This is a genomic window from Embleya sp. NPDC050493 (assembly GCF_044458105.1).
Classification (GTDB): domain Bacteria; phylum Actinomycetota; class Actinomycetes; order Streptomycetales; family Streptomycetaceae; genus Embleya.
Genome location: NZ_JBITHP010000035.1, coordinates 62,084 through 83,137, shown reverse-complemented (window position 1 = coordinate 83,137; position 21,054 = coordinate 62,084). Strand labels below are relative to the sequence as shown.

Here is a 21,054-nt window from a genome sequence, read left to right as displayed (position 1 = left end):
GGCGGACCACGGAACTTCGATCGCGAGGGGGATGCCCCTCGGGAGCAGTCGGCGATGCCTGACGAGGCACAGTCCCCCGTGGGTTAACTCGGCCTCAGTGCCCAGAGATTGATGGCCATCGGACCGTTACAACCACGGAGTCCTCTAGGGCTTCCCAGCAGTGATCGATCCCTGGGCCCCATACGACGTAGTCGCCTTGGCGTTTGAGAGTTGTGCTACCAGTAGTGAGATCTAGACGGAAACAGCCCGAGATCAGTAGCAGCATGGTGGTGCGCTGGTCGTCCGTGGTCCATTCCGGGCGGGACTGCCCGGCCGGATGAATACCCCATTTGACTTCGAGATCGCCGGTTGCACGGATGTTGCCGACGGCAGGGTCGATGAAGTGCCCCAACAGCCAACCGCGATGCTGCGGGGCGTCATCGTTTGCATTGCCCTTGTACCAGTTGTCTGCCACTTACAACCTCAATTCGATGTTTGGCATATCAACCCGGTCGCCGCCGGTCTCAGACAGCCGCCGGAAGCCTTGCATGAGTGCAAAGAGGCCCTCGTTGCTCCATGCAGGGTCGTGAGCCAGTTCGGTGAGTGCCCGCCGGTCCCGGCTTGAGTAACGCCTCAACCCCGATGACTCCCAGTTCGCGCGTACTTCACCGCCGAACTCCTCCCACCACTTTTCATCCTCGATAACGAGGAGCGTGGCAAACTCATAGTTGCCGCTCATGCAGTTGATCCCGAATCCGGTGTGTTCCATTCGCCAGTGATCGGGGTGCTCTGTCAGCCAACGCATCGGCGCAGAAAGTCGATTTGGGTGCATTGGGTCAGCGTGAGCGAGAGCAGACTCTGTGGAGTCGACGTCTCCTCGCCCGAACAACTCTTCTTCCATCTCGCGTTCGAGGGTTGCGGCGATGTGCGTGTCTTCGGCGAAGTCGACCAACGGACCGTGAAATGCCTTGGGGATGACCGACAGACGCCGTGAGGCATTGAGCACCTTTCCCCCTCTCTCCTGAATCAGGAGCAGGTAGTCGGCGCGGCTGCCCCGTCGTGCGCGTGCAGGTCGAGCGAAGGCGCACAAAGCCAGTGTTCCACCGGCGCATAGTCGTTGCCGTAGATTGAGAAGTGAACTCGTATCTCCCATATAGAAATCTCGCAGAGGTAATGACCCAGGCTTGATGGCACGGCCGTCGACGAGTGCATCCATCATCTCCTGCTCAAGCAGATCCATGGTCAGGGCATACTCGACGAATTCCGTGAGGGCGAAGTCTGCTTCGAAGAAACCGGGCTGGATACGGCTTGAGAGAAGACGATAGATTGGAGCATTGACGAGCCTAGTTTGACGAACTACTACTTCGCATAACCTGCCAACCGCAGCATCGATTGCGAATGCCGGAAGCTGTTGTGGCGTTACTGATGACGTTCCCAGGAAGTTGAATCTGGAACTCTCGGACGCTACTGGTAGCGATATATCCAACCATCGAGGCATGGTGACAATACTGGTTTTCAGGGGAGCGCCCTCGCATTGTGTCGCATAGAGTCCATGCTTCAATTGATCAAAACTGTAGTACTCGGCGAGTGCTGATGCAGTGGCTTCCCGCTGGATGTCTCCATATTGGTGAGTTCGGTCATGCAGAGCACGAGTGTCGAGTGATGCGAGGTGGGTCGCCGCTCTGCGGCGAGCGGTTCCTGTTGGCTCTCCGCGCATACGGTGATCCAGCCAGGCGAGTGCGGCACTTGCATGAGGGGCAGAAATAAGACGTTCTTCTGCCGCCGCGAATGCTGCTCTTCTTTCCGAATTGTGGGCCTCAACTTTGGTGCCAGAAACCATATGACGGAAACGAGCGTGCACGCTATCTTCTGCGCGATGGAGCGCGGTATCGAGGATTGCCTGAGTCGTGGGTACCAATTCCTTGGCCGGTTGGGCGTGCCATCCGGCCACCGTTCTCACGGCCATACCCAAATGATCCGCAAAAGCTGCATTCGAAAGTCTCATGGCTCGTTGCAGGATGACCGCCTTCTCCCCCGTCCAGGCTTCTACGTGATCCACCCTAGGACCGCCTCCCCCTCGAAGGGTTCACCGATGCATTGCCAGTGCACTGTCACTGCATCGGTAGTGCATTTCGGTTCGGGCCAGCGACGGGTTGACTCGTTGCCATGCAGACCGAGCGGGTTTCCATCAGTGAGAGCACGTCATCCACTCGTCTTCTCGATTTTGTCCAGTCGTGCTGCCAGGACGGCAACCTTCTCCTCGAGGGCTGCGATCGCTCGGCTCGTCGGGTCCTGGTCGGCGATGCTGGCCGAGCCGCTGATGTAAGACCCGCGACCTTGATGGGAGTAGATCAGCCCGGCCGTGCGCAGCTCAGCGAGAGCACGCTGAACCGTTCCCAGGGCGACCTGGTACTCGGCGGCCAACTCCCTCGTGCTGGGCAGCTTTTCGTGAGCCGTGAGTTTCCCCGAACGGACCTGGTCGCGTACGTCTTGGACGATCCGCAGGTACGGCTGCACATCCTCGTGGCTCATGAGCGACATCGTATGGCGGCCTCTCTCGCCGAGCTAGCTCCCACGACTTAACCAGGTTGCTTGACACGAGTCCGACTGTATCAGCTAAGTTGGTTTTGTTGACTAGCATCTCGTACGGCAAGGCCCTCTCCTGCTCCCTCGTACCGCTGGCCCACTTCGAAAGGAACTCACTCAATGCCCGTCACCACCCTCGATGCTCTGTACCACACCCACTCCGCTCGCCTGGCTGCCCGCGCTGCCGACCGGCTCGCGGTCGACGACCTGGTCGACCTCGTCGACGACGTCACCCAAGAGGCATGGGCCCGCGCCGCGGCCTACCCCTGGCTCCCCACCGGCGATGAACTCGCCCTCCTCATCGACCTTGTCGCCCTCGAGATCCGCGCCAAGCACGGCATCGAGTCCCCGATCGAGATTGCCCACCCGGCCACACGAGTGGTGGCGCAGCCGCTGCCGACCACCGCAGTAGTCGACACCGTTGCAGGCCCCGTCCTCGTTGCGGCCTAGCCACGCCCGGCGTCCTGCCACCGGAACCATCCCCGTCGGGATGGTGCCGGGAGTGGGATTTCGGTCCCAGCACCACGCACCACCAGCAGGTAGTCGCCGCGCTATGCGGCCAGGAGCGGTAGCACCACCAAACCGCCCGGACTACCAGCACGCAGCGCTATGCGTTGTCCGCTTTCCAGGTCGTCGGGATCCTCCCCGGTGGTCCTGGCAGGCGGAGAGAGCACCGCGCACCGCGACACCGTCGCTACCCCTTTCTCCTTTCTCCTGCCGGGAGTTCGCCTGATGATTGCTGCACCCGCACCCACCACCACGGCGCGGAAGCGCCCGAAAAGGACCCGCGCAAGGAACTTCAGCGCACGCCCCGCTCTCGCCCTGTCCACCGTGGACCCGCACCGGATGGACCTGGACCACCCCACCACGCCATCGCTGGTCTGCCCGGACTGCGACACCTGGTGCCCGATCACCCCCGTGCGCGGCACCGCGATGAGTGTCCTCGTGCCCCATCACACCGAGGGCGTCGGCTCCCCCGACCCGCGGCGATGCCACGGCAGCCACCGCCTGCTCGACCTCGACCTGGTCGTCTTCCCCGCCGCGCTCGCCGCGTGGGAGCGGCACCTGGCCGAGTCCGCCCCGGCGATGTCCGGCTGTGACACCCGCGCACTGCACAAGGCGAAGGCGCGGGCCGCCCGGCGCGCCCGCACCCCAGAGCCCGCCCACCGGGCCTACACCGCCCACCGCGCCCAGTGCGCGACCTGCACCGACACCACGTACTGCCCGACGGCCCGGCCCCTCGCCGGTGCCCTTCACCTCGCCCTCACCGCCGCCGCGTGGCGGCTGCGCCTGGCCGAGGCGATCCCGTCGGCCGGGTCCCGGCGCAGCACGAAGGTCTTGCCCAAGCCCGTGGTCCCGACGGCCCCAGCCGTGATGCACGTACTTCCCGTACCGAGCGTGGAGAAGGCCCGCTCGACCTACGAGGCCCACCGCTGGCGCTGCGCGGCGTGCACCGGCACCGCCCACTGCATCGACGGCGCACGGCTCGCCGCCCTCACCGCCCGCCTGCGGCACGAGGAGCCGCAGCGCAAGCAGGTCCGCGAGAAGACGGCCAAACAGGACGCAGAGTTCGCGAAGCACCAGGCTCGGATGTTCCCGGAGCGCCGGGCGGCCGAGTGGGCCGCCGTGTTGCCGGCCGTAGACCGCGTGGACAAGGAGCAAGCCCGGCTCCATAACCTCGCAAAGGCACAGGCGCCAACTGCGGGCCTCGAGGTCCCACGGGAAACGCTGCGCCCGCAGCGCTGACCACCCCGCGCCCTCCCGCCCCTGAGCCTGACCGACATCCGCTCTTCGCGCCCCGCCCGCACAGCACCACGCGGGCGGGGCCTTGTCGCACCGCCAAGACACCGAGTCGGCACCGGAGTTGCCGACCGCGCCCCGTCCGCATCGCACATCGCGGGCGGGGCGCGGCCGGGAGCGCCGGGCGACACCGACGTCCTCCCCTACCTAGGAGTGGCATGTGAACACCGGCACCCGCACCCGCCATGTCCGTCTGGCCGTCCGCGTCGCGGAAACCGCAGCCCACGAGGGCGCGTTCGTCGTCTTCGCCGTGGCCGGGGCCATGATCGGCTACACCGCCGGCCAGGTACTGGGCCTGCACCCCGCGCTGTGCCTGGTCCTGGCCGGCCCCGTCGCCGTGTTCTTCGCGATCGTCGGCGAGGACACCGCGTTGCGCGCCCTGACCGCGCTGCGACACGGCAGGCGGCCCGCACCCGTCGTCGTCTCGATCGATCAGTCACCGTCCGACGTCGGCGGAATCGGTACGCACACGGCCGAGCCCCCGGTCGAGCCGCCGACCGACCTGACCGACGCGGCGGCCCGGATGGCACACATCGTCGAGGTCGACGGCTGGCGCGCCGCCGAGCGGGAAGCCGCGTTCTTCGCCCGGACGACTCTGGACCGGGGCCGCGTCTGGCTGGGCGACGCAACCCTGTGGCAGGGACACCGTGACGGCGGCGCGAGCCTGCACCTGGCGCCCGGCGTCCGCCTGATCTGGCATTCCGCCTCCGATGCGGACCACCCGGAGACCTTCACCGTCGCGGCCGGAGGCGCCGTGACCGAGATGCCGGTCACCACCGCCGACGACCTGTACGTGCTCCTGGAGCAATTCGCCTTCGGACCCCACCCCTCCGGCAAGAGCGACACCGGCACCGAGCCCATTTCCTACTGGCAGGAACTCGTCTGAACACGAGCTGGCCACAGGTTGACCCCACGATCGCGCGCCCGGGCGGTGACCACCCCCGCCCGGGCGCCGCACACCCCCCATCGAAAGGACCGCACATGAGCAAACACGCCACCGCCGCTCCGGACGAGCCCGACCCGGGCAGCCCGCTCCTGCTCGGCATGCTCGCCACCACCGGCCGACCCGTCTACGCGATCGTCGACAGCACCAAACCCGGTCCCACGCCCTCGCGGGGAACCCGCGGCCCCGGCCGCGTCGACCGCGCGCTGCTGGACCGACTGATCACCCGCCGCCGACTCGGCTCCGGCCCGCGCCGCCCGTGACCCAGCCCCCATGAGGGCCGACATCGATCGCGGTGTCGACCCTCATGGCCGCTCGGATCGACCGGCCACCACACGAAAGCGGCCGCCGGGATGAAGGCCCGACGACCGCGAACAGGCCCAAACCTGAAGGGAAAACGCCTGTGAACCCCACCGTATCGAACAACGACCCCACGCCCACCGAACCCCGGCCCGCCGACGGCGGACAGTCCAACGAGGCGCTGCGCCGGGTCCGGATGGACGCCGCCCGCCGCGCTGCTGGGCAGCGGTGATCCCCGTGACCGACGCCGACATGGCCGAGCTGGAGCGGTTGCGCGCGAAGGCCGCCGCCGACCTGGCCGCCGCCGAACGGGCGGCCGAGGCCCTCGCCCAGGCGCAGATGGCCGCGCGCTGAGCCGTCCGTCATCACCGGGGCCGCGCACCGGACTCCGGGGCGCGGCCCCGCGCACGTACCGATCACCGCACCCACAACACAGGTCGCCCGACGGCGGCCGGGAGAGGACACCACATGGATTGGCGCCACGTCGCGGCCTGCCGTGACCAAGACCCGGAGCTGTTCTTCCCGATCGGCAACACCGGCCCGGCACTCCTCCAGATCGAGGAGGCAAAGGCCGTGTGCCGCCGCTGCCCCGTGATGGAGCAGTGCCTGGGCTGGGCCCTCGAGTCCGGCCAGGACGCGGGCGTGTGGGGCGGGCTCAGCGAGGATGAGCGTCGCGCGCTCAAGCGCCGCGCCGCCCGCAACCGCGCCCGCTCCGCGACCTGACCCGTCGGCCGCCGGCGACCAAGACGACGGCACCGAAAGGATCCGGCGGCAGCCGACCGCCGCGCCCTGGCGGTCCGACCCGCCCCGGACCGTCGCGCCCTGGCGACACCCGCCCACCGACACCCGAACGAAGTAGGCCGTGGGCCGGTAACCCGATCACCGACCCACGGCTCGGCAACCCCACAGAACCGACCTGAGGAGACCACCGTGATCCCCAGCATGCCCGGGCCCGGCGCCCGACAGATCGACACCCCGCCCCCCGCCACCACCCGTGCCGCGATGGCCGCCCGCCTCGACGCGCTCCTGGGCATCCCGATCGAGTTGTTCGACGGCATGCCCGGCGCGGCCACCGGCCGGGCCCGCGACCTGCTCGACATCGACCCCTACATCGCCATCCGCGCCCGCGCCCTGATGAACACGGTCATGCACGGCCGCACCCCCACCTCGGACACGATCCTGCTCGTCGTCGCCTCCCCCGAACTGACGACCGATCACATGGACCGTGCCGCGTGAGCGCCGACGTCGTGTTCGCGATCGTCTGGTTCGTCATCGTCGCGTCCATGGTCGTGAGCATCCCCTTCATCCTCTACGCCCCCGTCGATCGCAACGACGAGGAGCAGGGCTGAACCCGAACACCGCGCATCGGCCCCTCGGCCGACGGCTGCCCACACCGCTGCGCCCCGTTCCGGCGGGGCGCAGCGGTGTGGAGAACCGGAGCGCACAACCCGTGGGGCGGTCGTCCGGTGGAACGTCCGGCCGTCCCCGAACCGATCCCGAGACCGCGATCACGCAGTCCCGACCAGGGAGGAAACGCGATGACCGACGAGACCACCGAACGCGTCACGTACACCGCCGACGTGGTGTGCATCCGTGAGGGCGAGGTCCTGCTGATCACGCGGGGTTGGCCGCCCCACGAGGGGATGCTCGCTTTGCCGGGTGGGTGGGTGGATCCCGGCGAGACGAGCCTGGCTGCGGCTGTGCGGGAGTTGCTCGAGGAGACCGGCGTCCGCGTCGACGCGGAGGACCTGGTCCTCGTCGGCGTCTACGACGACCCGGACCGGGACCCGCGCGGCCGGTATGTCTCGGCGGCGTACGGGGTCACCGTTCCCGCCGATACCACCGCCCGGGCCGGTGACGATGCGGCCGCCGTCAGGTGGGTCCCGATCGATCGCTTGCCTCGGGGGTTGGCGTTCGACCACCGCCGGATCCTGGGCGACGCCCTGAGCGGGCAGCGCGCGGCGGCCTACGTCCGTCGGGGCTGACCGCCGCTCGACCCGCCGCGACCGCGCTTCGGGCACTTCGCTCGTCCGCGCCCCGACCTTCGCCCGATCCCGTCGATATCGAGGAGAGACCGTCCATGGCGCAGGAGCTCACCATTCGCCGCATCACCATCGTCCACCCCGACGGCCGCAAGGAGTTCGAGACCTATGCCGACGGCACGCGCGAGCAGAACTCGGCGCTGGGTCTGTTGACGAGGATCCGCGACGGCGCGCTTGCCGTGCGCACGTTCGAGTGCCTGATGTCCGACGGCACCACCCGCTAGACGCGCGCATCGCGCCCGGCTCCTCGTGGGGCCGGGCGGTTGCCCGATGCGCCGCGCCCACTCGGCGCGGCGCGTCGGGGAGCCGGCTCGTCGTCTCGACGAGACGCCCTCGGCGGCCCGGCCGCCGGCCAGGACACCAGGAGAGCGGCCACCCCCTCGGGGTGGCCGCTCTCCCCTATTACAGGGAGGACGGCGCACGTGGTTGCCCGTCGCGACACGAAGAAATCTGCCGCCGTGCCTCGTTCACGGGCGCGCCCGGTGGATACCCGGCCGCCGGATCGACCCGCTCCGGCGGCCCCGACGAACGGCCGACCGGCCGAGGCGGCCGGCCCGGATCCGCTCGTCCCGGGGGCGGACGCCCGAGACCGCGCCGATCGGCTGCTCGCCGAGGCCGAACGCGAAGCCGAGGCGATCCTGGCCCGGGCCCGCGGCCTGGCCGACGCGGCCTTGGCGGACGCGGACCGGATCACGCGTGAGGCATCGGCCGAGGTCGGCGCAGCGCAGGCCGAGGCCGACCGGATTGCCGTCGACGCGCGCGAGCGGGCGGCCGAGACCGTGGCCGGCGCGGACGCCGAGGCCGAGCGGGTGCGGGAGGCGGCCGGTGCCGAGCAGCGGCGGATGGTCACGGCCGCGACGGTCGAGGCCGAGCGCCTGGTGGCCGACGCGCGTGAGCGGGCGGCCGAGGCCGAGGCACGGTGCGAGAGCGCACGGCGCACGGCCGCGCGGATCACGACGGAGGCCGAGGAGGAGGCGCAGACGATCCGGGAGTCGGCCCGGCAGCGGATCGCGGACGCCCGCATGGTCGCGGAGCGCACGCTCGCCGACGCGGCCGCCGGCGCGGAGCAGCTGCGCGCGGCCGCCGCCGAGTACGCCGAGGAACTGCGCGGCCGGGCCGAGCAGATCCACGAGCGGGCGCGCGAAGCGACGGAGGCGGCCGGGGCCGACGCCGCGCGGGTGCTGGCCGAAGCGGAGACCCGGGCAGCCGAGACGAGTGCGCAGGCGGAACGGGAGCGGCGGGCGGCGGCGGCCGAGCGGGCCGACGTCGAGCGGGCGCGCGAGACGGCGCAGCGGCTGATGGCGGATGCGACGTCGCGGGCCGCGCGGCGTGCGAAGCGGCGGGAGATCGCCGCCGAGTCGCGGCGCAGGATTCGGGAGGCGGACACGGCGGCGGGGAAGGTGCCGCCGCTGTCGTTCGGCGAGCGGATCCTGCTCGTCGTCGGTGTCCTGGCCGCCACCGTCGTCTCCACGCTGGGCCTGCTCTCCTCCTACACCGCGCTGGAGGTTGCGGCGCGGGAGTGGGGCTGGTCCTGGCCCTGGTTGCTGCCGGTCGGTATCGACGTGGCCATCCCCGCGTTCACGATCATCCGCCTGCTCCTGATCCGCGCGGACATGGAACTGCGGTGGGTGGTCTGGGTCCCCCGGGCGCTCACCGCCGCGACCATCTATCTGAACTGGCAGGCCGCACACACACTCGCCGGCCAGATCGGGCACGGCGCGCTGGTTCTGTTGTGGGTGATCTTCTCCGAGGTGGCCGCGCACGTGTACGCGTCGAGGATCGGCGCGATCACCGGGAAGCGGATGGAGACCATCCGCCGGTCCCGGTGGCTGCTCGCGCCGATCTCCACCGCGGTGATCCGCCGCCGGATGATCCTGTGGGAGATCACCTCCTACACCGAGGCCCTGGACCGCCAACGCGCCCACGTCCTGGCCCGCGCCGACATGCGCGCGAACCACGGCCCCTTCTGGAGGCTCAAGGCGCCGCTGCGCGAACGCGTCGAACTCCGGCTCGGTGAACGCGAACCCGCGACGGACGCGAACCACGAACCCGATCGGTTCGCGAACCCGGACGGTTCGCGAACCGACGAGCCGGTTCGCGTGGACCTGGTTCGCGTCGAGCCCGGTTCGCGAACCGACGTGGTTCGCGAACCCGACGCGGCAGTCGCGAGTCCTCGTGGTTCGCGAACGGGACAGGTTCGCGAACTGGAGCCCGGGGGTTCGCGAACCACCGGGCCGGTTCGCGAACCGCGAACCGCGAACCCGGCCGGTTCGCGAACGGATGAACCGGCGTCGGCGGCGGGGGCGCGCTCCTCGGACGGCGAACCGCGAGCCGCGCACTCCACGGGTTCGCGAACCGCAGCGGCGCATCGCGAATCGCGAACCGGCGCTGCCGAGCCCGCTGCTCGGCAGGCGGCCGGTTCGCGAACCGACGATCCGGGGTCGACGGCGAGCACACGCTCCGCGAACCGCGAACCGCGAACCTCCGACTCCGGAGGGCGCGCGGCGAACCGGCGATCCCAGATCGACGCGGTGCTGGACCTGATGCGCGAACTCGGCGCGGAGGCGGTCACGCTCTCGGTGGTCCAGCAGCGGACCGGGATGGGCAAGACCACCGCGCACCTGCGTCTGAAGGCCGCCCGCCAGGAATGGGGCGGTGCGTGATGACGCGGGTGCGGGCGCGGTACCAGGATCCCGAGGGTCGTCGGCACGGCGGTATGCCCACCTACGCGTGGCGCATGGCGCCCGAGGGCCTGGCCACCCGCCGCCAATTGCGGGCGCGGGGGCTGCGCCCGGCCGGTCAACAGCCGGTCGGGCAGGTGATGTGGGGCAGTCGGCGCCGTGGCAGGCCGCCTCGTGTCGCGTATCTGTACCGGGTCGACCTGGCCCGGCGGGTCCGCCCGATGACTGCTGGTCGGTGGCGATCGGTGGCCGCCGCGATGCGGGCCCGGCGGACCTGCCCGACGTGCCGGATCGACGCCGGATACGTGATCCCCACCAGCCTCGGGGCGTGCGTGCCGTGCGCGACCGGGCCCGACACACACCCGCCCGATGACTACACACAGTGAAGACTGGGCGTGGGGGGGGGGCCCCGGGGGGGGGGGGGCCCCCCCCCCCACCCCCCCCCCCCCCCCCCCCCCCCCCGCGCCGCCCCGCCGGGGGGGGGGGGGGCGCGGGCGCCCCGCGGCCCCCAACCCCCCCCCAATATAACACACATTTTTCTCGTGGGGGGGGGGGTTCACCCCCTGCGCGGGGGTCCCCCCCCCACTCTGCCCCTCCCCCCTCCCTCGGCCCCCGAGGACACGAAAGAGGGGGGAGGGGGACCGGGGCCCCCACCAGGTGACACGGGCAGTGTCACCGGGGTTGACCAGGTGCTTCTTCGTGTCACCGGTGACGTCACCCGGTGACGGCCCAGCCGGGGGGTGACACCCGGATCCCGTCACCGGTGACGTCACCGGGTGACGGTAACCGACAGTGATTTCGCGGAGGTTGGTCCTGCGCGGATGAAGGCCGAGGAGCCGATCATCGTGATCAAGACAGATCCGGTCCTGGAACCGGAGATCGATGCGGACGACGAGACGACCGACACGCCGCCCGCCTCCGCCCCGGCTCTCCCGCCGTCGTCGGGACCGGGGGCGTCGGAGCCGGGTGAGCCGGCCCCGGCCCGGAAGGGGAAGGCGGATGCCGACCCGGCGGCCCCGTTGCCGGGAGTGCCGCTCACCCTCGCGGCCGCCAACGGCGCGACCGCGCTCACGATGGCGACGTCGCCGCTGATCGCGGTCGCGGTCGCCGGGGGCGGCCTGGCCGTGACCGCGACCGCGAGGGCCCTCGGCCGGGGCGCCTCGAAGCGGGCCGGCCGCCGGTCGAGGAAACAGGGCGGTCTCGGGCTTAGGTTCGGGGGCGAGCGCGTTCCGCGCGGCCCTCGCGCCGGGGCCGGTACCGGCGGTGGCGGCGCGAACGGCGGCCGCGGCCCCGGACCTGGAGGCCGGGGCGGCAGGGCGCCGGCCGCGTTCGGCTCGGTCGGCCTGGCCCCGCCCCGCGGCGGCGCTCCCCGGTCCGGGACGCACGGCAAGTCCCCCGGATCCGGGGGCGGATCGGGACACGCCGGCGGTGGGGGGCGCGGGCGCGCCCCGGGCGCGCGGATGGGACCCGGCGCGGCCCGCCTGATCCAAAGCCGCAACGGGTCGAACGGCGGCGCCAAGCCGCACGGCGCCGCGCCGACCGGCGGCACCGGCCGACGCGGCGGCGCGAAGGGACCCCGCTTCTCGGGCGGGGCGGGACCGGGTTCGGCGGCGCGCAGGCTGCGCCAGGCCCTGGCCCGCCGGGCCGGCGGCACGAACGGCGCCCGGCCCGACGGACATTCGAGGGATGGGGCGAAGGACACGAAGGTCCCCAAGACGCCCGGCGGCCGCAAGAACCAGGGAGTGGGCAAAACCGCGCCGGCCTCGCGGGCATCCCGCGCGGCGCAGGCCGCCCGCCGCGCCTGGCGCAGCAGCGCCGGAGCCCGCCGCGGGCTCCGCGCGGCCAGCCAGGTCGCGGCCGCGGGCCTGGCCGCCGGTGCCGCCGGGGCCTGGCAACTGACCAGCCCGGGACCGGACCGGATGCGCCGGGCCCGGGAGTCCTCCACCCGGGTGTGGCGCCGGATGCGCGAGCGCCAGGCCGCCGCCGCACGACGCCGCGCCGAACGCGACGACGCCAAGGCGCAGAAGGAGGCGACCAGGAAGTCGATCGAGGACAAGAAGAACGCGATCAGGCAGAAGGAGGCCGCCAAGGAAACCGCCCCCGACACCGGCGAGGCCGGCGCGCCGAGCGTGCCGGAGCAGCCGAAGCACACCCTGCCGGGCGATGCCCCGGCATCCGCCACACCGACCGTGCCCACCGAGGGCACGGCGGGCACGAGAGGACACGCCATGTCCACGTTCACCCTGCTGGACGCCTCCGCGGAGTACATCCAGGCGGGTGGCCGCTACGCGGTCGACCCGCAGGAGGCCGGCGCGATGATGCAGGTCAAGTCCCACCTCGAGCAGCTGGAGCAGGTGCACGCAAACCTCGCCCAAGGCTTCCGGCTGTGGGTGCAGGCCCTGACCCAGGGCTACGCGATCCACCCGTCGGTACTCGCCGCCCTGCACGAGGTCTACACCGCGCAACTCGCGGTGGCCTCGGCCGCGGCGCAGGTCGCGCCGATGTTCCGGGCCGCGCACGCGGACGACCTCAAGCGGCACGAACTGCCGCGCACCGGCGAGCGCGGCTGGAACGTCGCCTGACCGAACCACCACCACTGTTCACCGGCCGGGCCCGAGCTGCATCGGGCCCGGCCCTTCCCTTCCCCCAGCCCTCCACGAAGAGGTGTACGTCGTGAGCAAGAAGACCAAGACGGCGGTGGATTGGTCCGGCCGGCACACCCCGGTGTGGACCGCGATCAGCGCCGCCGGAACGACCCTGTCCGCTGCGGCCTGCGCGAACGCGAGCGCCGCCGCCCCCGGCTGGGGCCTGGCCGTCGGCGCGGCCGGAGCACTGGCCGGCCCCGCCCTGTCCCACGTCAGACACAGGATCACCCGCGCGACCGCCCTCGCCCACGGCGCCCTGTGGACCGGATACGGCGCCTGGGCCACCCACGCGATCGACGCCTCCCCCTGGACCTCGGGCAGCCTGGCCACCCTCGCGATCGGCGGCGTCACCACCTACGGCATCACCCGCGCCACCGGCCGCCACGAGACCACCGCCGAGGCGCTCCGCGTCGAGGAGGCGATCGTCACCGCGCGCCTGGAACTCGAAGACGAATGGGTCGCCCGCCTGGACCGCGTCTGCCGGATCAAGGACGCCTCGATCCTGGACATCACGCCCTGGCCCACCGGCCAGTGGGAGGTGTCCCCCGGCTACTCGGTCGAGATCCAACTCCCCTACGGCGGCACCGGCGTGGACGACGTCGCCCGCTGCTGCGCGGCCCTGGCCGCCGACCTGCGCCTGCCCGACGGATGCGGCGTCGAGGCCCACCCCGGCGCGAACCGCAGCGTCGTGAGGCTGGACGTCTGCACGGTCGACGCGTTCGCGAACGTCGTGCCCTACCCCGTCGACACCCTGACCCCGCTGACGATCAACGAACCCTTCACGGTCGGGGTGTACCGCAACACCCGCCCCGCCACCCTGCACAAGCGCCAGTCCTCGACGCTGCTCATCGGGCAGAAACGCAGCGGCAAGACCAACGAACTCAACGTCATGCTCGCCGAGTTCGCGCGCATGGTCGACTGCCTGGTGTGGGTGATCGACTTCAACGCCGGAAACCTCGCCCTGCCGTGGATCGCCCCGTGGAAGCAGGCCCACGACGAGGGACGAGGCCTCGACGTGCCCAACCCCGGCGTGGACTGGGTCGCACCCACCCCCGACGAGGCCCTGCGGATGACCGCCGCCGCGCTGCGGATCGCCAAGACCCGCAAGACCGCCTACCAACAGCGCAAACTCGACCACGACACCGACCTGCTGCCGATCGCCGCCGACGTCCCCGAAATCGTCATCGTCGTCGACGAATGCGCCGAACTCCTCGGCGACCACACCCTGACCAAGTACCCCGCGAAACACCCGCTGCGCAAAGCCGGAGACAACCTCGGCGAGATCATCCGCATCGCGGGCGACTCCGGCGTCAACGTCGTCATCTGCGGCCTGCGCGGCACGACGAGCGCCATCCACGACACGAACATCAAGGCACAGTGCAACAACAAGATCGGCATGCACACCCCCGACGCGGCGGAGTACGCGTACATCTTCGACGGCGACTACAAAGTCGATCCCCGGGACGCGCCGGGCCAAGGCTACGGATTCGTCAAGGTCGGCTCCGGTAAACCCCGCCCCTTCAAGGGACACCGGCTCAGCCCCCGCACGATCGGCCGCATCGCCACCGTCACCGCCCCGTGGCAACCCGCACTCGACCCCGTCAGCATCGAGGTCGCCGGACCCGACTACACCGACCGGTGGACCAACGACCGCTGCGCCCACCTCTTCACCACCCACCCCAACGGGCAAACCCCCACATCCGACACGTCCGATGCGGCCCGGTCCGCACCGGCAACCACCGGCCACGACGTCGACCACGACGACACCGAAAGGCCCCGCGGCGGAGTGGACCTGGCCGTCTGGACCCCGGACGGCAGCACCGAGAGCGACGACGCCGGCGACTGGCGCGACCTGGCCGAGCACCGCGACCGCCGCCACGCCGACCGCCTGCGCGAACTCGGCGTCGGCACCGACCCGGACACCGAGGCCGAGGCATTCCCCCACACCGGCACCGCGGACGACCCCACCGACCCGGCCACCTGGACCGCCCCCGCCGACGACACCGCGCCGACCAAGCCCGACCCGACCGACGCACCCGCCCGCGAACGCCTCCTCGAGGTGCTGCGCGACGCGGGCCCGGACGGAACCGCCGTCGGGGAACTCGCCCGCACCCTGGGCGTCTCCCGCAAGACCACCTACCAACACCTCGGACACCACCAGGAGCAGGGCACCGTGATCAAGATCGGGGACGGCCCCCGCGTGCGGTACGCCCTCGCACCCACCCCCGCACCCGCCACCCCGACGACCCCGCCGGACACCGACGCCACCGAACACGACGCCACGGAGGATTTGTTGGCGTTGGCCACCGAGCTGATCGTCGCCACGCAGTTCGGCTCGACATCCATGCTCATGCGCAAACTCCGCGTCACCTACAACCAGGCCGGACGCCTCATGGACGAACTCGAACGCCGCGGCGTCGTCGGCCCGGCCGCCGAAGGCCGCAACCGGGACGTCCTCATGCCCGCAGGCTCGACACCCCACGCCGGCACCCGACGGCCCGCCCACCACTGATCCTGCCCCCACGATCCCGGCCACCCCGCCCCACCCCGGAGGGGGTGGCCGGCTTCGCGGGCGCACGACCACGCACCCGAACACCCATCCACCCACCCTCGCCAGGAGGCGACATCGCCATGCCCACCCACACCCGCACCCGACGCCTGCGCCGGGCCGCCGCCACCCTCGGCGCCGCCCTGGTCCTGGTCCTCGGCACCCCCACCGTCGCACTGGCCGCCGAACCCGCCACGGCCCCGGCCGTGTCCGGCACCGGCGGCACCGCGATCAGCGTCGGCAGCGGCATCGTCGTCCTGGTCGTCGTCTTCCTCTGGGCCCGCACCCGAGGCGCGATCCTCATCGCGACCACCGCGTTCGCGGGCGGCGCGATGCTCTCCGGCTCACAGATCGCCGACTCGCTCGCGGGCCTGGCCGACCAGCTCGTACACGGCCTCATCAACGGCATCACCGGCATGGTCGGCTGACCGGCCGCCCGTCGTGGCCCCGAACCTCGCCGTTCGGGACCGCGACGGCCGGCCGGCACCCCACCGGCGCCCCACCGAACCGAACCGGAGACGACATGTACGCGACACCCACGACCAGCTACGGCTTCGAACTCACCATCGGCGACGAGTTCGACCCGGCCGACGTCCCCCTCTGCTGCGACCAGGACATGCCCGCCGTCGACGACGACCGCACCTACCTCACCCGCAGGTGCGGCATCTGCGAGACCACCCTCATGGTGACCCGCAGCGACGAGTTGATCTTCGACATCAGGTGACCCGCCCGGGCCGCGTGTCGACCGACCCGGAACCTGCCCCGGGCCGGAGCGGCGACCGGCGCCGCAGGCCCGGGACGGCGAGCACACGAACGACCCGAACCCCCACGACGAGGAGGCGCACCCCACGCCTGGACAGCCGGGTGCGCCTCCGTGACCCGCCCCACCACGAGACGGGATCGCCACCATCATGCCCATCCACACCCCGCAACGGCAGCGCTCACGCGCCCTGTTGCTCACCACCGCCGCCGCGGTACCGTTCGCGCTGGCGGTCGCCGACGACGTCCGCGTGCGCCGCCGCCTCGAGGCCGCCGGCCGTGACGAACTCACCGGCATCCCGCGCCGCCGAGCCCTCGTCGACCACGGCAGTCGACTCCTCGCCACCGGCCGCCGCGCCGACGACGTCCTGGTCCTGCTCGTGGACTGCGACCGGTTCAAGCAGATCAACGACCGCCACGGACACGACGCCGGGGACCGGGTCCTGGTCGCACTCGCGGGGCGCCTGCACCGCTGGTGCGCCGTCCGCCGCGGCCTGGCCGCCCGCCTGGGCGGCGACGAATTCGGCGCGATCGTCCGCCTACCGCGCACCGACACCGACCGCGAACTCCTCGCCCTGCGCACCCGGTTGAACAAGCCCGTCCCGCACGCCGACACGCTCCTGGAGGTCTCCTCCTCCGTCGGCGCCGCCCACGCCGCCGACCTGCCCGGCAGTCCGTGGACCACGCTGCTGCGCGCCGCCGACGTCGCGATGTACCGGATCAAGTCCGGCGAGACGGAGTTCCCGTACCTCGGCACGCAGGCCGACGCGGCGACGCCCACCGTCAACGGCCGCCGCCCCGGCCGACCGGGCACGCACCTGGCCGCCGCACAACCCGCGTGATCCCCGACGCCCACAGGAGACGACCTTCCATGCCCGACATCACCTGGACCCCCGCACAGCGGGCCGCCGAGATCGCCATCCTGCGCGTCGAGGCCGAACGCTGCGACACCGCCCGCGACGACGCCCGCACCACCGCCGACGACCCGAGCGCGCGGCCCGCCGACCGGGACTTCTCCCGCCGCGCGATCACCGCCCACCAGGACAACGCCCACCACTACCGCACCACGGCAGAAGCGCTCGAAAGCGGAGCCGACCCGGTCGAACTCGGCTACACGTCCTGACCTCACGCAAGCATCGCCCATCCACAACCACTCACGGCACGCGAGCCCACCACCGCGACCGACCCCGACGGGGTCCGGTCCGGGCGGCGGGCACACGAGCACCCGACCCCCGCCACCATCCGATCCCCGTCACGGGAGTGATCTCGCATGCCCGAACCCACCCACCACCACCCGGCACACGCCTCCGACGACACCGCGGCCGACATCACCGCCGACCACGACGACCTCACCCGCTCCCCCGAGTGGATGCCCGGCGAACGCGAGGCCACCGAGCAGATCGCCCGCGGCGAGGGCACGTTCTTCGAGGACCTGGACGCGATGTTCGCCCACCTCGAAGGCGAACCCGCGCCGAACCCGGGCATCCGGGTCGTGTCGTTCGGCTACGGCCACCCCGCGCCGCCGCCCGCAGCCGAGATCGTCTGCGACCTCCGCCGGGCGTTCCGCAACCCCCACCACGACCCCGCGATGCGCGACCGCACCGGCCTGGACGACGACGTCCACCGGCACGTCCTGGCCACCCCCGGCGTCGAGGAACTCACCGCCGCCGTCGCCACCGCAGCCCTGAACCTGCACGCCGCGATCGGCCCGATCACCGTCGCCACCGGATGCATCGGCGGCAGGCATCGCGCGGTCGGCGCGGCCCGCAGGATCGCGGAACACATCACCGCAGCCGGAGTCGCGGTCGACCTGGTCCACCGCGACGTACACCGCGAGGTCCTGCCCACCAGCCATCACCACAACGACCCGTCCGACCCCCTGCCCGAGCCGCGGGCCGCCGTCGATCCGGTCGCGGATACCGAAACCTTCGACGTGCGCGCGCTGTTCGGCGTCGACGTCGAACCGATCCCCGTCGAGGACCTGAGCCCGCACCAGTTGCGCCGGGCACTGACGCTCGCCCGCAAGGAGATCACCGCCCACATCACCAAGTGGGGCGAGGTCGAGGACACGTTCGGCGACGAGATCGCCTGCACGCCCGGCTGCCACGGCTCACGCCTGATCCCGCCGTGCGACGAGGAGCACGAGGAGGACGAGGACTTCGAGTAGTCCGTGCGATCGCGATCCCGACCGGCTCAGCCGCCGGTCGGGGTCGCGGGGCGCACGAGCGACCCGAACCCGACCATCCACGGAGCACACGATGTCGTCGATCCTCACCGCACGGACCGCCGTCCCCACCGCCGGCGACTGCAGCGTCAACCTCGCCCCCAGCAGCGATTTCGGCTGGCTCGTCATCACCGCCTGCTGCACCGGCTGCCCCGCCGGCGAAACCTGGGACACCCAGGGCCGCGACACCCGGGACGCGCGCGTACGCATCTCCGACGCCGCCCGCACCTGGGCCGCGGGCCACGCGCGCACCTGCCGCGTCCCCCGCCCCAACACCACCCTCGGCCGATAACCCCGATCGCGGCCCCGGCCCGGCCGGGGCCGTGGTCGCACGAGCGACCCCACCCACGACGAGGAGAACCCACTTGGCCACCACCGACCCCTGGGCCGACGACTACCTCCCGCCCGCCGGGACCATCCCGCCACCGCCCACCGCGCCCCCGGACGACCCCGACGACCAGGAGGAGGTCCGCATCACCCTCTGCCGCTGCTACGGCGAGGGCTGCGACCGCTGCGCCAACACCGGCGTGATCTACCCCTGAAGGAGCCGCCGATGGTCCACCCGCCCACCCTGACTGCTCGCCGACAACGTCGTCGTCCGTCGCGACCACGGCCTGCTCTGCCCGTCCTTGCGTAGTCGTGTGACCGCTGTCCCGGCCGGGCTCCGACGGACCCGGCCGCGACGGCGGGCGCACGAGCGACCCGATCCACACCTCCTCATGGAAGGACATATCGTGACCAATTCCCAGCGCGCCCGGTGGCCCGAGGGTGTCCTCGCCCGCTACCTCACCGTCGGCGGCGCCACCGTCGACCTGACCACCGACGACTCCGGCCGGACCACGGCCGCGAGCTGCACCGGGTGCCTCCGGCGGGAGAACGTGCGGTGGCGCGACGGCCGCTACGACTACTCCGACCGATGGGTCGAGGCGGAACCGGGCGAGGCCGAGGAACGCGCTGAGAAAGGCGCCCGCGCATGGGCGCAGACGCATGCCGAGAGCTGCCGGTCGATGCCCAAGCCCGCAGGCGACCCGCGATGATCCGGCACATCGAGGCCGCCTTCGGCGACGAGGCGCAGTGCACGCCCGGCTGCCACGGCTCGTGCCCGATCGACCCCTACGAGGAATGCGCGGCAGAGATCGACCGCCAGGCGTAGCGACATCCCCGGTCTCCGGGGCGACCACCGACCGTCACGGACGCGGCCGCCCCGAAGACCCACCCACATCCGATCCGTCGACCGAGAAAGGGCCACATCATCGTGAGCGCCATCGCCCCCGCACGTCCGGACCCCACCACCGCCACCACCCGCGCCGACATCGCACGCCGCCTCCAACTCGCCACCGCACGCGGCGACATCGACGAGCACACCCGAATCCTGGCCGGGCTGCGCACCGCAGGCCTGGGCGCGCTCGCGGCCGAACTCGCCTCCGACGTCCCGGCCGGCAAGGGGGCCGGCCGATGACCGCGCCCCGCGATGCCGACAAGCGCGACCACGTCCTGGGCGCGCACGGCGCGGCCGAGCTCGTCAACGCCTGGATCGACGCCCTGATGCTCGACGACCACCTGCCGCGCCCGGTCGCCACCCGCATCGCGTGCGAACGCGTCGCCGACTGCTCCCCCTGGTGGATCGCCGCCCCCGGGCAGACCTGGCGCCTGCGTGAGGAGTTCGAGCCCACCTGCGACTTCACCCCGGAGCTGGTCCGGATCGTCGCCGCCCGTCGCCCGCACGGCCTCGACGCACGCGCCGGCCAGGCCGCCGTCTTGATGGCCGACGCCGAACACGACCCCCACGGCACCGTCGGCGGCTGGCTCGACATGGACGACTTCGCGATCCTCTACGCCCTCGAGGACTGGCCCCACCCACGCGTACGCCGCGTCCGCGACGACGGAATCGTCATCGCCGTCTCCCAACGATGCCCCACGACGGACACGGACACGGACGGGGACGGGGACGGCTGACGAGTTCAGGGCCGACCTGTACATCACCGACACCACCACCGGCCGGGAACGCCTCGTCGATCGCGTGTACTTCGAGGGCCGGGACTGGGACGACGCCTGGGACCGCACCGAGAAGCACCTCGAGAAGCTGCGCCTCGCCGACGGCGAGGCATGCCACGGCGACTTCTACCGCGACAACGCCGGCCTCGAGGAATACGGCGACACCGTCTCCCTGTGACGCGCCCCCGCACTCACGCGGCGATCGACCGCGCCCGCCTGCCCCTGCCCGCACGGTCCCGACCGCGCCCCCACCGCCCTCGTGCGCGGCGGCGCGGTCCGGGCCGTGGGCGCACGAGCCCACCCGAAAGAGAGCCCACCGTGGCGAACAAGCCCAGGCAGCCGACTGCGCGACCGAGCACATTGCGGTGCGGGTTCTGCGACACCACCGAGGAGGTGACCCTCCAGGCCGACCCCTACTCCGCCGAAATCGACGGCAACTACCGCGCCGTCGAAGCGGACGGCGACCACACCGAGATCCCGCTCTGCGGGCCGTGCGCGATCACACGGGCGGAGGAGGTGTAACGCCCCCCGCACCGCCCGCGTGACGGTAGG

At 71.8% G+C, this 21,054-nt stretch carries 28 protein-coding genes; 25 read left to right on the top strand and 3 right to left on the bottom strand.

The window, feature by feature from the left end; all coding sequences use genetic code 11:
- Positions 1 to 94 precede the first annotated feature (94 nt).
- The 3 genes from ACIBM5_RS41170 to ACIBM5_RS41160 form a co-directional block, all read right to left on the bottom strand.
- Positions 95 to 454 carry a signal peptidase I gene (locus tag ACIBM5_RS41170; RefSeq protein WP_396011821.1) on the bottom strand — a complete coding sequence of 120 codons (360 nt, stop codon included), beginning with the start codon at positions 452 to 454 and terminating at the stop codon, positions 95 to 97.
- Complete coding sequence (locus ACIBM5_RS41165) at positions 455 to 2,038, bottom strand: hypothetical protein (protein WP_396011820.1); 1,584 nt, start codon at positions 2,036 to 2,038, stop codon at positions 455 to 457.
- A 143-nt stretch (positions 2,039 to 2,181) separates the two neighbouring features.
- On the bottom strand, positions 2,182 to 2,511 hold the full coding sequence (locus ACIBM5_RS41160; protein WP_396011819.1) for a GntR family transcriptional regulator: 330 nt from the start codon (positions 2,509 to 2,511) through the stop codon (positions 2,182 to 2,184).
- Positions 2,512 to 2,685: 174 nt separating this feature from the next.
- Between ACIBM5_RS41160 and ACIBM5_RS41155 the strand changes: the two genes are divergently transcribed.
- The 25 genes from ACIBM5_RS41155 (at position 2,686) to ACIBM5_RS41035 (ending at position 21,024) form a co-directional block, all read left to right on the top strand.
- Positions 2,686 to 3,015 (top strand): hypothetical protein, encoded by a 330-nt coding sequence (locus ACIBM5_RS41155; protein WP_396011818.1) that lies wholly within the window; start codon positions 2,686 to 2,688, stop codon positions 3,013 to 3,015.
- Between the two features lie 282 nt (positions 3,016 to 3,297).
- The gene (locus ACIBM5_RS41150) at positions 3,298 to 4,311 is read left to right on the top strand and encodes a hypothetical protein (RefSeq protein WP_396011817.1); all 1,014 of its coding nucleotides are present in this window, start codon (positions 3,298 to 3,300) and stop codon (positions 4,309 to 4,311) included.
- Positions 4,312 to 4,525: 214 nt separating this feature from the next.
- Positions 4,526 to 5,251, top strand: a complete 726-nt coding sequence (locus ACIBM5_RS41145; RefSeq protein ID WP_396011816.1) for a hypothetical protein — start codon at positions 4,526 to 4,528, stop codon at positions 5,249 to 5,251.
- Between the two features lie 95 nt (positions 5,252 to 5,346).
- A complete protein-coding gene (locus ACIBM5_RS41140; RefSeq protein ID WP_396011815.1) occupies positions 5,347 to 5,571 on the top strand; it encodes a hypothetical protein in 225 nt (74 codons plus the stop codon).
- 140 nt (positions 5,572 to 5,711) lie between these two features.
- The gene (locus ACIBM5_RS41135; protein ID WP_396011814.1) at positions 5,712 to 5,840 is read left to right on the top strand and encodes a hypothetical protein; all 129 of its coding nucleotides are present in this window, start codon (positions 5,712 to 5,714) and stop codon (positions 5,838 to 5,840) included.
- A gap of 236 nt (positions 5,841 to 6,076) precedes the next feature.
- Positions 6,077 to 6,331 (top strand): WhiB family transcriptional regulator, encoded by a 255-nt coding sequence (locus tag ACIBM5_RS41130; protein ID WP_396011813.1) that lies wholly within the window; start codon positions 6,077 to 6,079, stop codon positions 6,329 to 6,331.
- Between the two features lie 207 nt (positions 6,332 to 6,538).
- Positions 6,539 to 6,844, top strand: a complete 306-nt coding sequence (locus ACIBM5_RS41125; RefSeq protein WP_396011812.1) for a hypothetical protein — start codon at positions 6,539 to 6,541, stop codon at positions 6,842 to 6,844.
- Positions 6,845 to 7,146: 302 nt separating this feature from the next.
- Positions 7,147 to 7,593 (top strand): NUDIX domain-containing protein, encoded by a 447-nt coding sequence (locus tag ACIBM5_RS41120; protein ID WP_396011811.1) that lies wholly within the window; start codon positions 7,147 to 7,149, stop codon positions 7,591 to 7,593.
- Between the two features lie 95 nt (positions 7,594 to 7,688).
- Positions 7,689 to 7,874, top strand: coding sequence for a hypothetical protein (locus ACIBM5_RS41115; RefSeq protein WP_396011810.1), 186 nt, complete (start codon positions 7,689 to 7,691; stop codon positions 7,872 to 7,874).
- Positions 7,875 to 8,108: 234 nt separating this feature from the next.
- Positions 8,109 to 10,313, top strand: coding sequence for a DUF2637 domain-containing protein (locus ACIBM5_RS41110; RefSeq protein ID WP_396011809.1), 2,205 nt, complete (start codon positions 8,109 to 8,111; stop codon positions 10,311 to 10,313).
- Positions 10,313 to 10,717 (top strand): RRQRL motif-containing zinc-binding protein, encoded by a 405-nt coding sequence (locus tag ACIBM5_RS41105; RefSeq protein ID WP_396011827.1) that lies wholly within the window; start codon positions 10,313 to 10,315, stop codon positions 10,715 to 10,717. The genes ACIBM5_RS41110 and ACIBM5_RS41105 overlap by 1 nt, the downstream gene beginning before the upstream one ends.
- Positions 10,718 to 11,176: 459 nt before the next feature.
- Complete coding sequence (locus tag ACIBM5_RS41100) at positions 11,177 to 12,913, top strand: hypothetical protein (RefSeq protein ID WP_396011808.1); 1,737 nt, start codon at positions 11,177 to 11,179, stop codon at positions 12,911 to 12,913.
- Positions 12,914 to 13,004: 91 nt separating this feature from the next.
- A complete protein-coding gene (locus ACIBM5_RS41095; RefSeq protein WP_396011807.1) occupies positions 13,005 to 15,488 on the top strand; it encodes a DNA translocase FtsK in 2,484 nt (827 codons plus the stop codon).
- A 119-nt stretch (positions 15,489 to 15,607) separates the two neighbouring features.
- A complete protein-coding gene (locus ACIBM5_RS41090) occupies positions 15,608 to 15,952 on the top strand; it encodes a hypothetical protein (RefSeq protein WP_396011806.1) in 345 nt (114 codons plus the stop codon).
- A 95-nt stretch (positions 15,953 to 16,047) separates the two neighbouring features.
- On the top strand, positions 16,048 to 16,248 hold the full coding sequence (locus tag ACIBM5_RS41085) for a hypothetical protein (RefSeq protein WP_396011805.1): 201 nt from the start codon (positions 16,048 to 16,050) through the stop codon (positions 16,246 to 16,248).
- A 187-nt stretch (positions 16,249 to 16,435) separates the two neighbouring features.
- Complete coding sequence (locus ACIBM5_RS41080; protein WP_396011804.1) at positions 16,436 to 17,125, top strand: GGDEF domain-containing protein; 690 nt, start codon at positions 16,436 to 16,438, stop codon at positions 17,123 to 17,125.
- Positions 17,126 to 17,154: 29 nt separating this feature from the next.
- On the top strand, positions 17,155 to 17,406 hold the full coding sequence (locus ACIBM5_RS41075; protein ID WP_396011803.1) for a hypothetical protein: 252 nt from the start codon (positions 17,155 to 17,157) through the stop codon (positions 17,404 to 17,406).
- Between the two features lie 147 nt (positions 17,407 to 17,553).
- Complete coding sequence (locus ACIBM5_RS41070) at positions 17,554 to 18,450, top strand: hypothetical protein (RefSeq protein WP_396011802.1); 897 nt, start codon at positions 17,554 to 17,556, stop codon at positions 18,448 to 18,450.
- A 91-nt stretch (positions 18,451 to 18,541) separates the two neighbouring features.
- Entirely contained in the window at positions 18,542 to 18,799 is a 258-nt protein-coding gene (locus tag ACIBM5_RS41065; RefSeq protein WP_396011801.1) for a hypothetical protein, read from the top strand.
- Between the two features lie 73 nt (positions 18,800 to 18,872).
- A complete protein-coding gene (locus ACIBM5_RS41060; RefSeq protein ID WP_396011800.1) occupies positions 18,873 to 19,049 on the top strand; it encodes a hypothetical protein in 177 nt (58 codons plus the stop codon).
- Positions 19,050 to 19,241: 192 nt separating this feature from the next.
- A complete protein-coding gene (locus ACIBM5_RS41055) occupies positions 19,242 to 19,544 on the top strand; it encodes a hypothetical protein (RefSeq protein ID WP_396011799.1) in 303 nt (100 codons plus the stop codon).
- A 218-nt stretch (positions 19,545 to 19,762) separates the two neighbouring features.
- The gene (locus tag ACIBM5_RS41050) at positions 19,763 to 19,966 is read left to right on the top strand and encodes a hypothetical protein (RefSeq protein ID WP_396011798.1); all 204 of its coding nucleotides are present in this window, start codon (positions 19,763 to 19,765) and stop codon (positions 19,964 to 19,966) included.
- Entirely contained in the window at positions 19,963 to 20,463 is a 501-nt protein-coding gene (locus ACIBM5_RS41045) for a hypothetical protein (protein ID WP_396011797.1), read from the top strand. The genes ACIBM5_RS41050 and ACIBM5_RS41045 overlap by 4 nt, the downstream gene beginning before the upstream one ends.
- Positions 20,464 to 20,527: 64 nt before the next feature.
- Entirely contained in the window at positions 20,528 to 20,680 is a 153-nt protein-coding gene (locus ACIBM5_RS41040; RefSeq protein WP_396011796.1) for a hypothetical protein, read from the top strand.
- Positions 20,681 to 20,820: 140 nt separating this feature from the next.
- On the top strand, positions 20,821 to 21,024 hold the full coding sequence (locus tag ACIBM5_RS41035) for a hypothetical protein (RefSeq protein WP_396011795.1): 204 nt from the start codon (positions 20,821 to 20,823) through the stop codon (positions 21,022 to 21,024).
- The last annotated feature ends 30 nt before the right edge of the window (positions 21,025 to 21,054 follow it).

Excerpts from the sequence above, each read along its gene's own strand:
- ACIBM5_RS41115 (WP_396011810.1), top strand. The coding sequence starts at position 7,689 with ATGGCGCAGGAGCTCACCATTCGCCGCATCACCATCGTCCACCCCGAC.
- ACIBM5_RS41090 (WP_396011806.1), top strand. The coding sequence starts at position 15,608 with ATGCCCACCCACACCCGCACCCGACGCCTGCGCCGGGCCGCCGCCACC.
- ACIBM5_RS41130 (WP_396011813.1), top strand. The coding sequence starts at position 6,077 with ATGGATTGGCGCCACGTCGCGGCCTGCCGTGACCAAGACCCGGAGCTG.
- ACIBM5_RS41105 (WP_396011827.1), top strand. The coding sequence starts at position 10,313 with ATGACGCGGGTGCGGGCGCGGTACCAGGATCCCGAGGGTCGTCGGCAC.
- ACIBM5_RS41065 (WP_396011801.1), top strand. The coding sequence starts at position 18,542 with ATGTCGTCGATCCTCACCGCACGGACCGCCGTCCCCACCGCCGGCGAC.
- ACIBM5_RS41140 (WP_396011815.1), top strand. The coding sequence starts at position 5,347 with ATGAGCAAACACGCCACCGCCGCTCCGGACGAGCCCGACCCGGGCAGC.
- ACIBM5_RS41085 (WP_396011805.1), top strand. The coding sequence starts at position 16,048 with ATGTACGCGACACCCACGACCAGCTACGGCTTCGAACTCACCATCGGC.
- ACIBM5_RS41150 (WP_396011817.1), top strand. The coding sequence starts at position 3,298 with ATGATTGCTGCACCCGCACCCACCACCACGGCGCGGAAGCGCCCGAAA.
- ACIBM5_RS41080 (WP_396011804.1), top strand. The coding sequence starts at position 16,436 with ATGCCCATCCACACCCCGCAACGGCAGCGCTCACGCGCCCTGTTGCTC.
- ACIBM5_RS41160 (WP_396011819.1), bottom strand. The coding sequence starts at position 2,511 with ATGAGCCACGAGGATGTGCAGCCGTACCTGCGGATCGTCCAAGACGTA.
- ACIBM5_RS41155 (WP_396011818.1), top strand. The coding sequence starts at position 2,686 with ATGCCCGTCACCACCCTCGATGCTCTGTACCACACCCACTCCGCTCGC.
- ACIBM5_RS41075 (WP_396011803.1), top strand. The coding sequence starts at position 17,155 with ATGCCCGACATCACCTGGACCCCCGCACAGCGGGCCGCCGAGATCGCC.
- ACIBM5_RS41045 (WP_396011797.1), top strand. The coding sequence starts at position 19,963 with ATGACCGCGCCCCGCGATGCCGACAAGCGCGACCACGTCCTGGGCGCG.
- ACIBM5_RS41070 (WP_396011802.1), top strand. The coding sequence starts at position 17,554 with ATGCCCGAACCCACCCACCACCACCCGGCACACGCCTCCGACGACACC.
- ACIBM5_RS41120 (WP_396011811.1), top strand. The coding sequence starts at position 7,147 with ATGACCGACGAGACCACCGAACGCGTCACGTACACCGCCGACGTGGTG.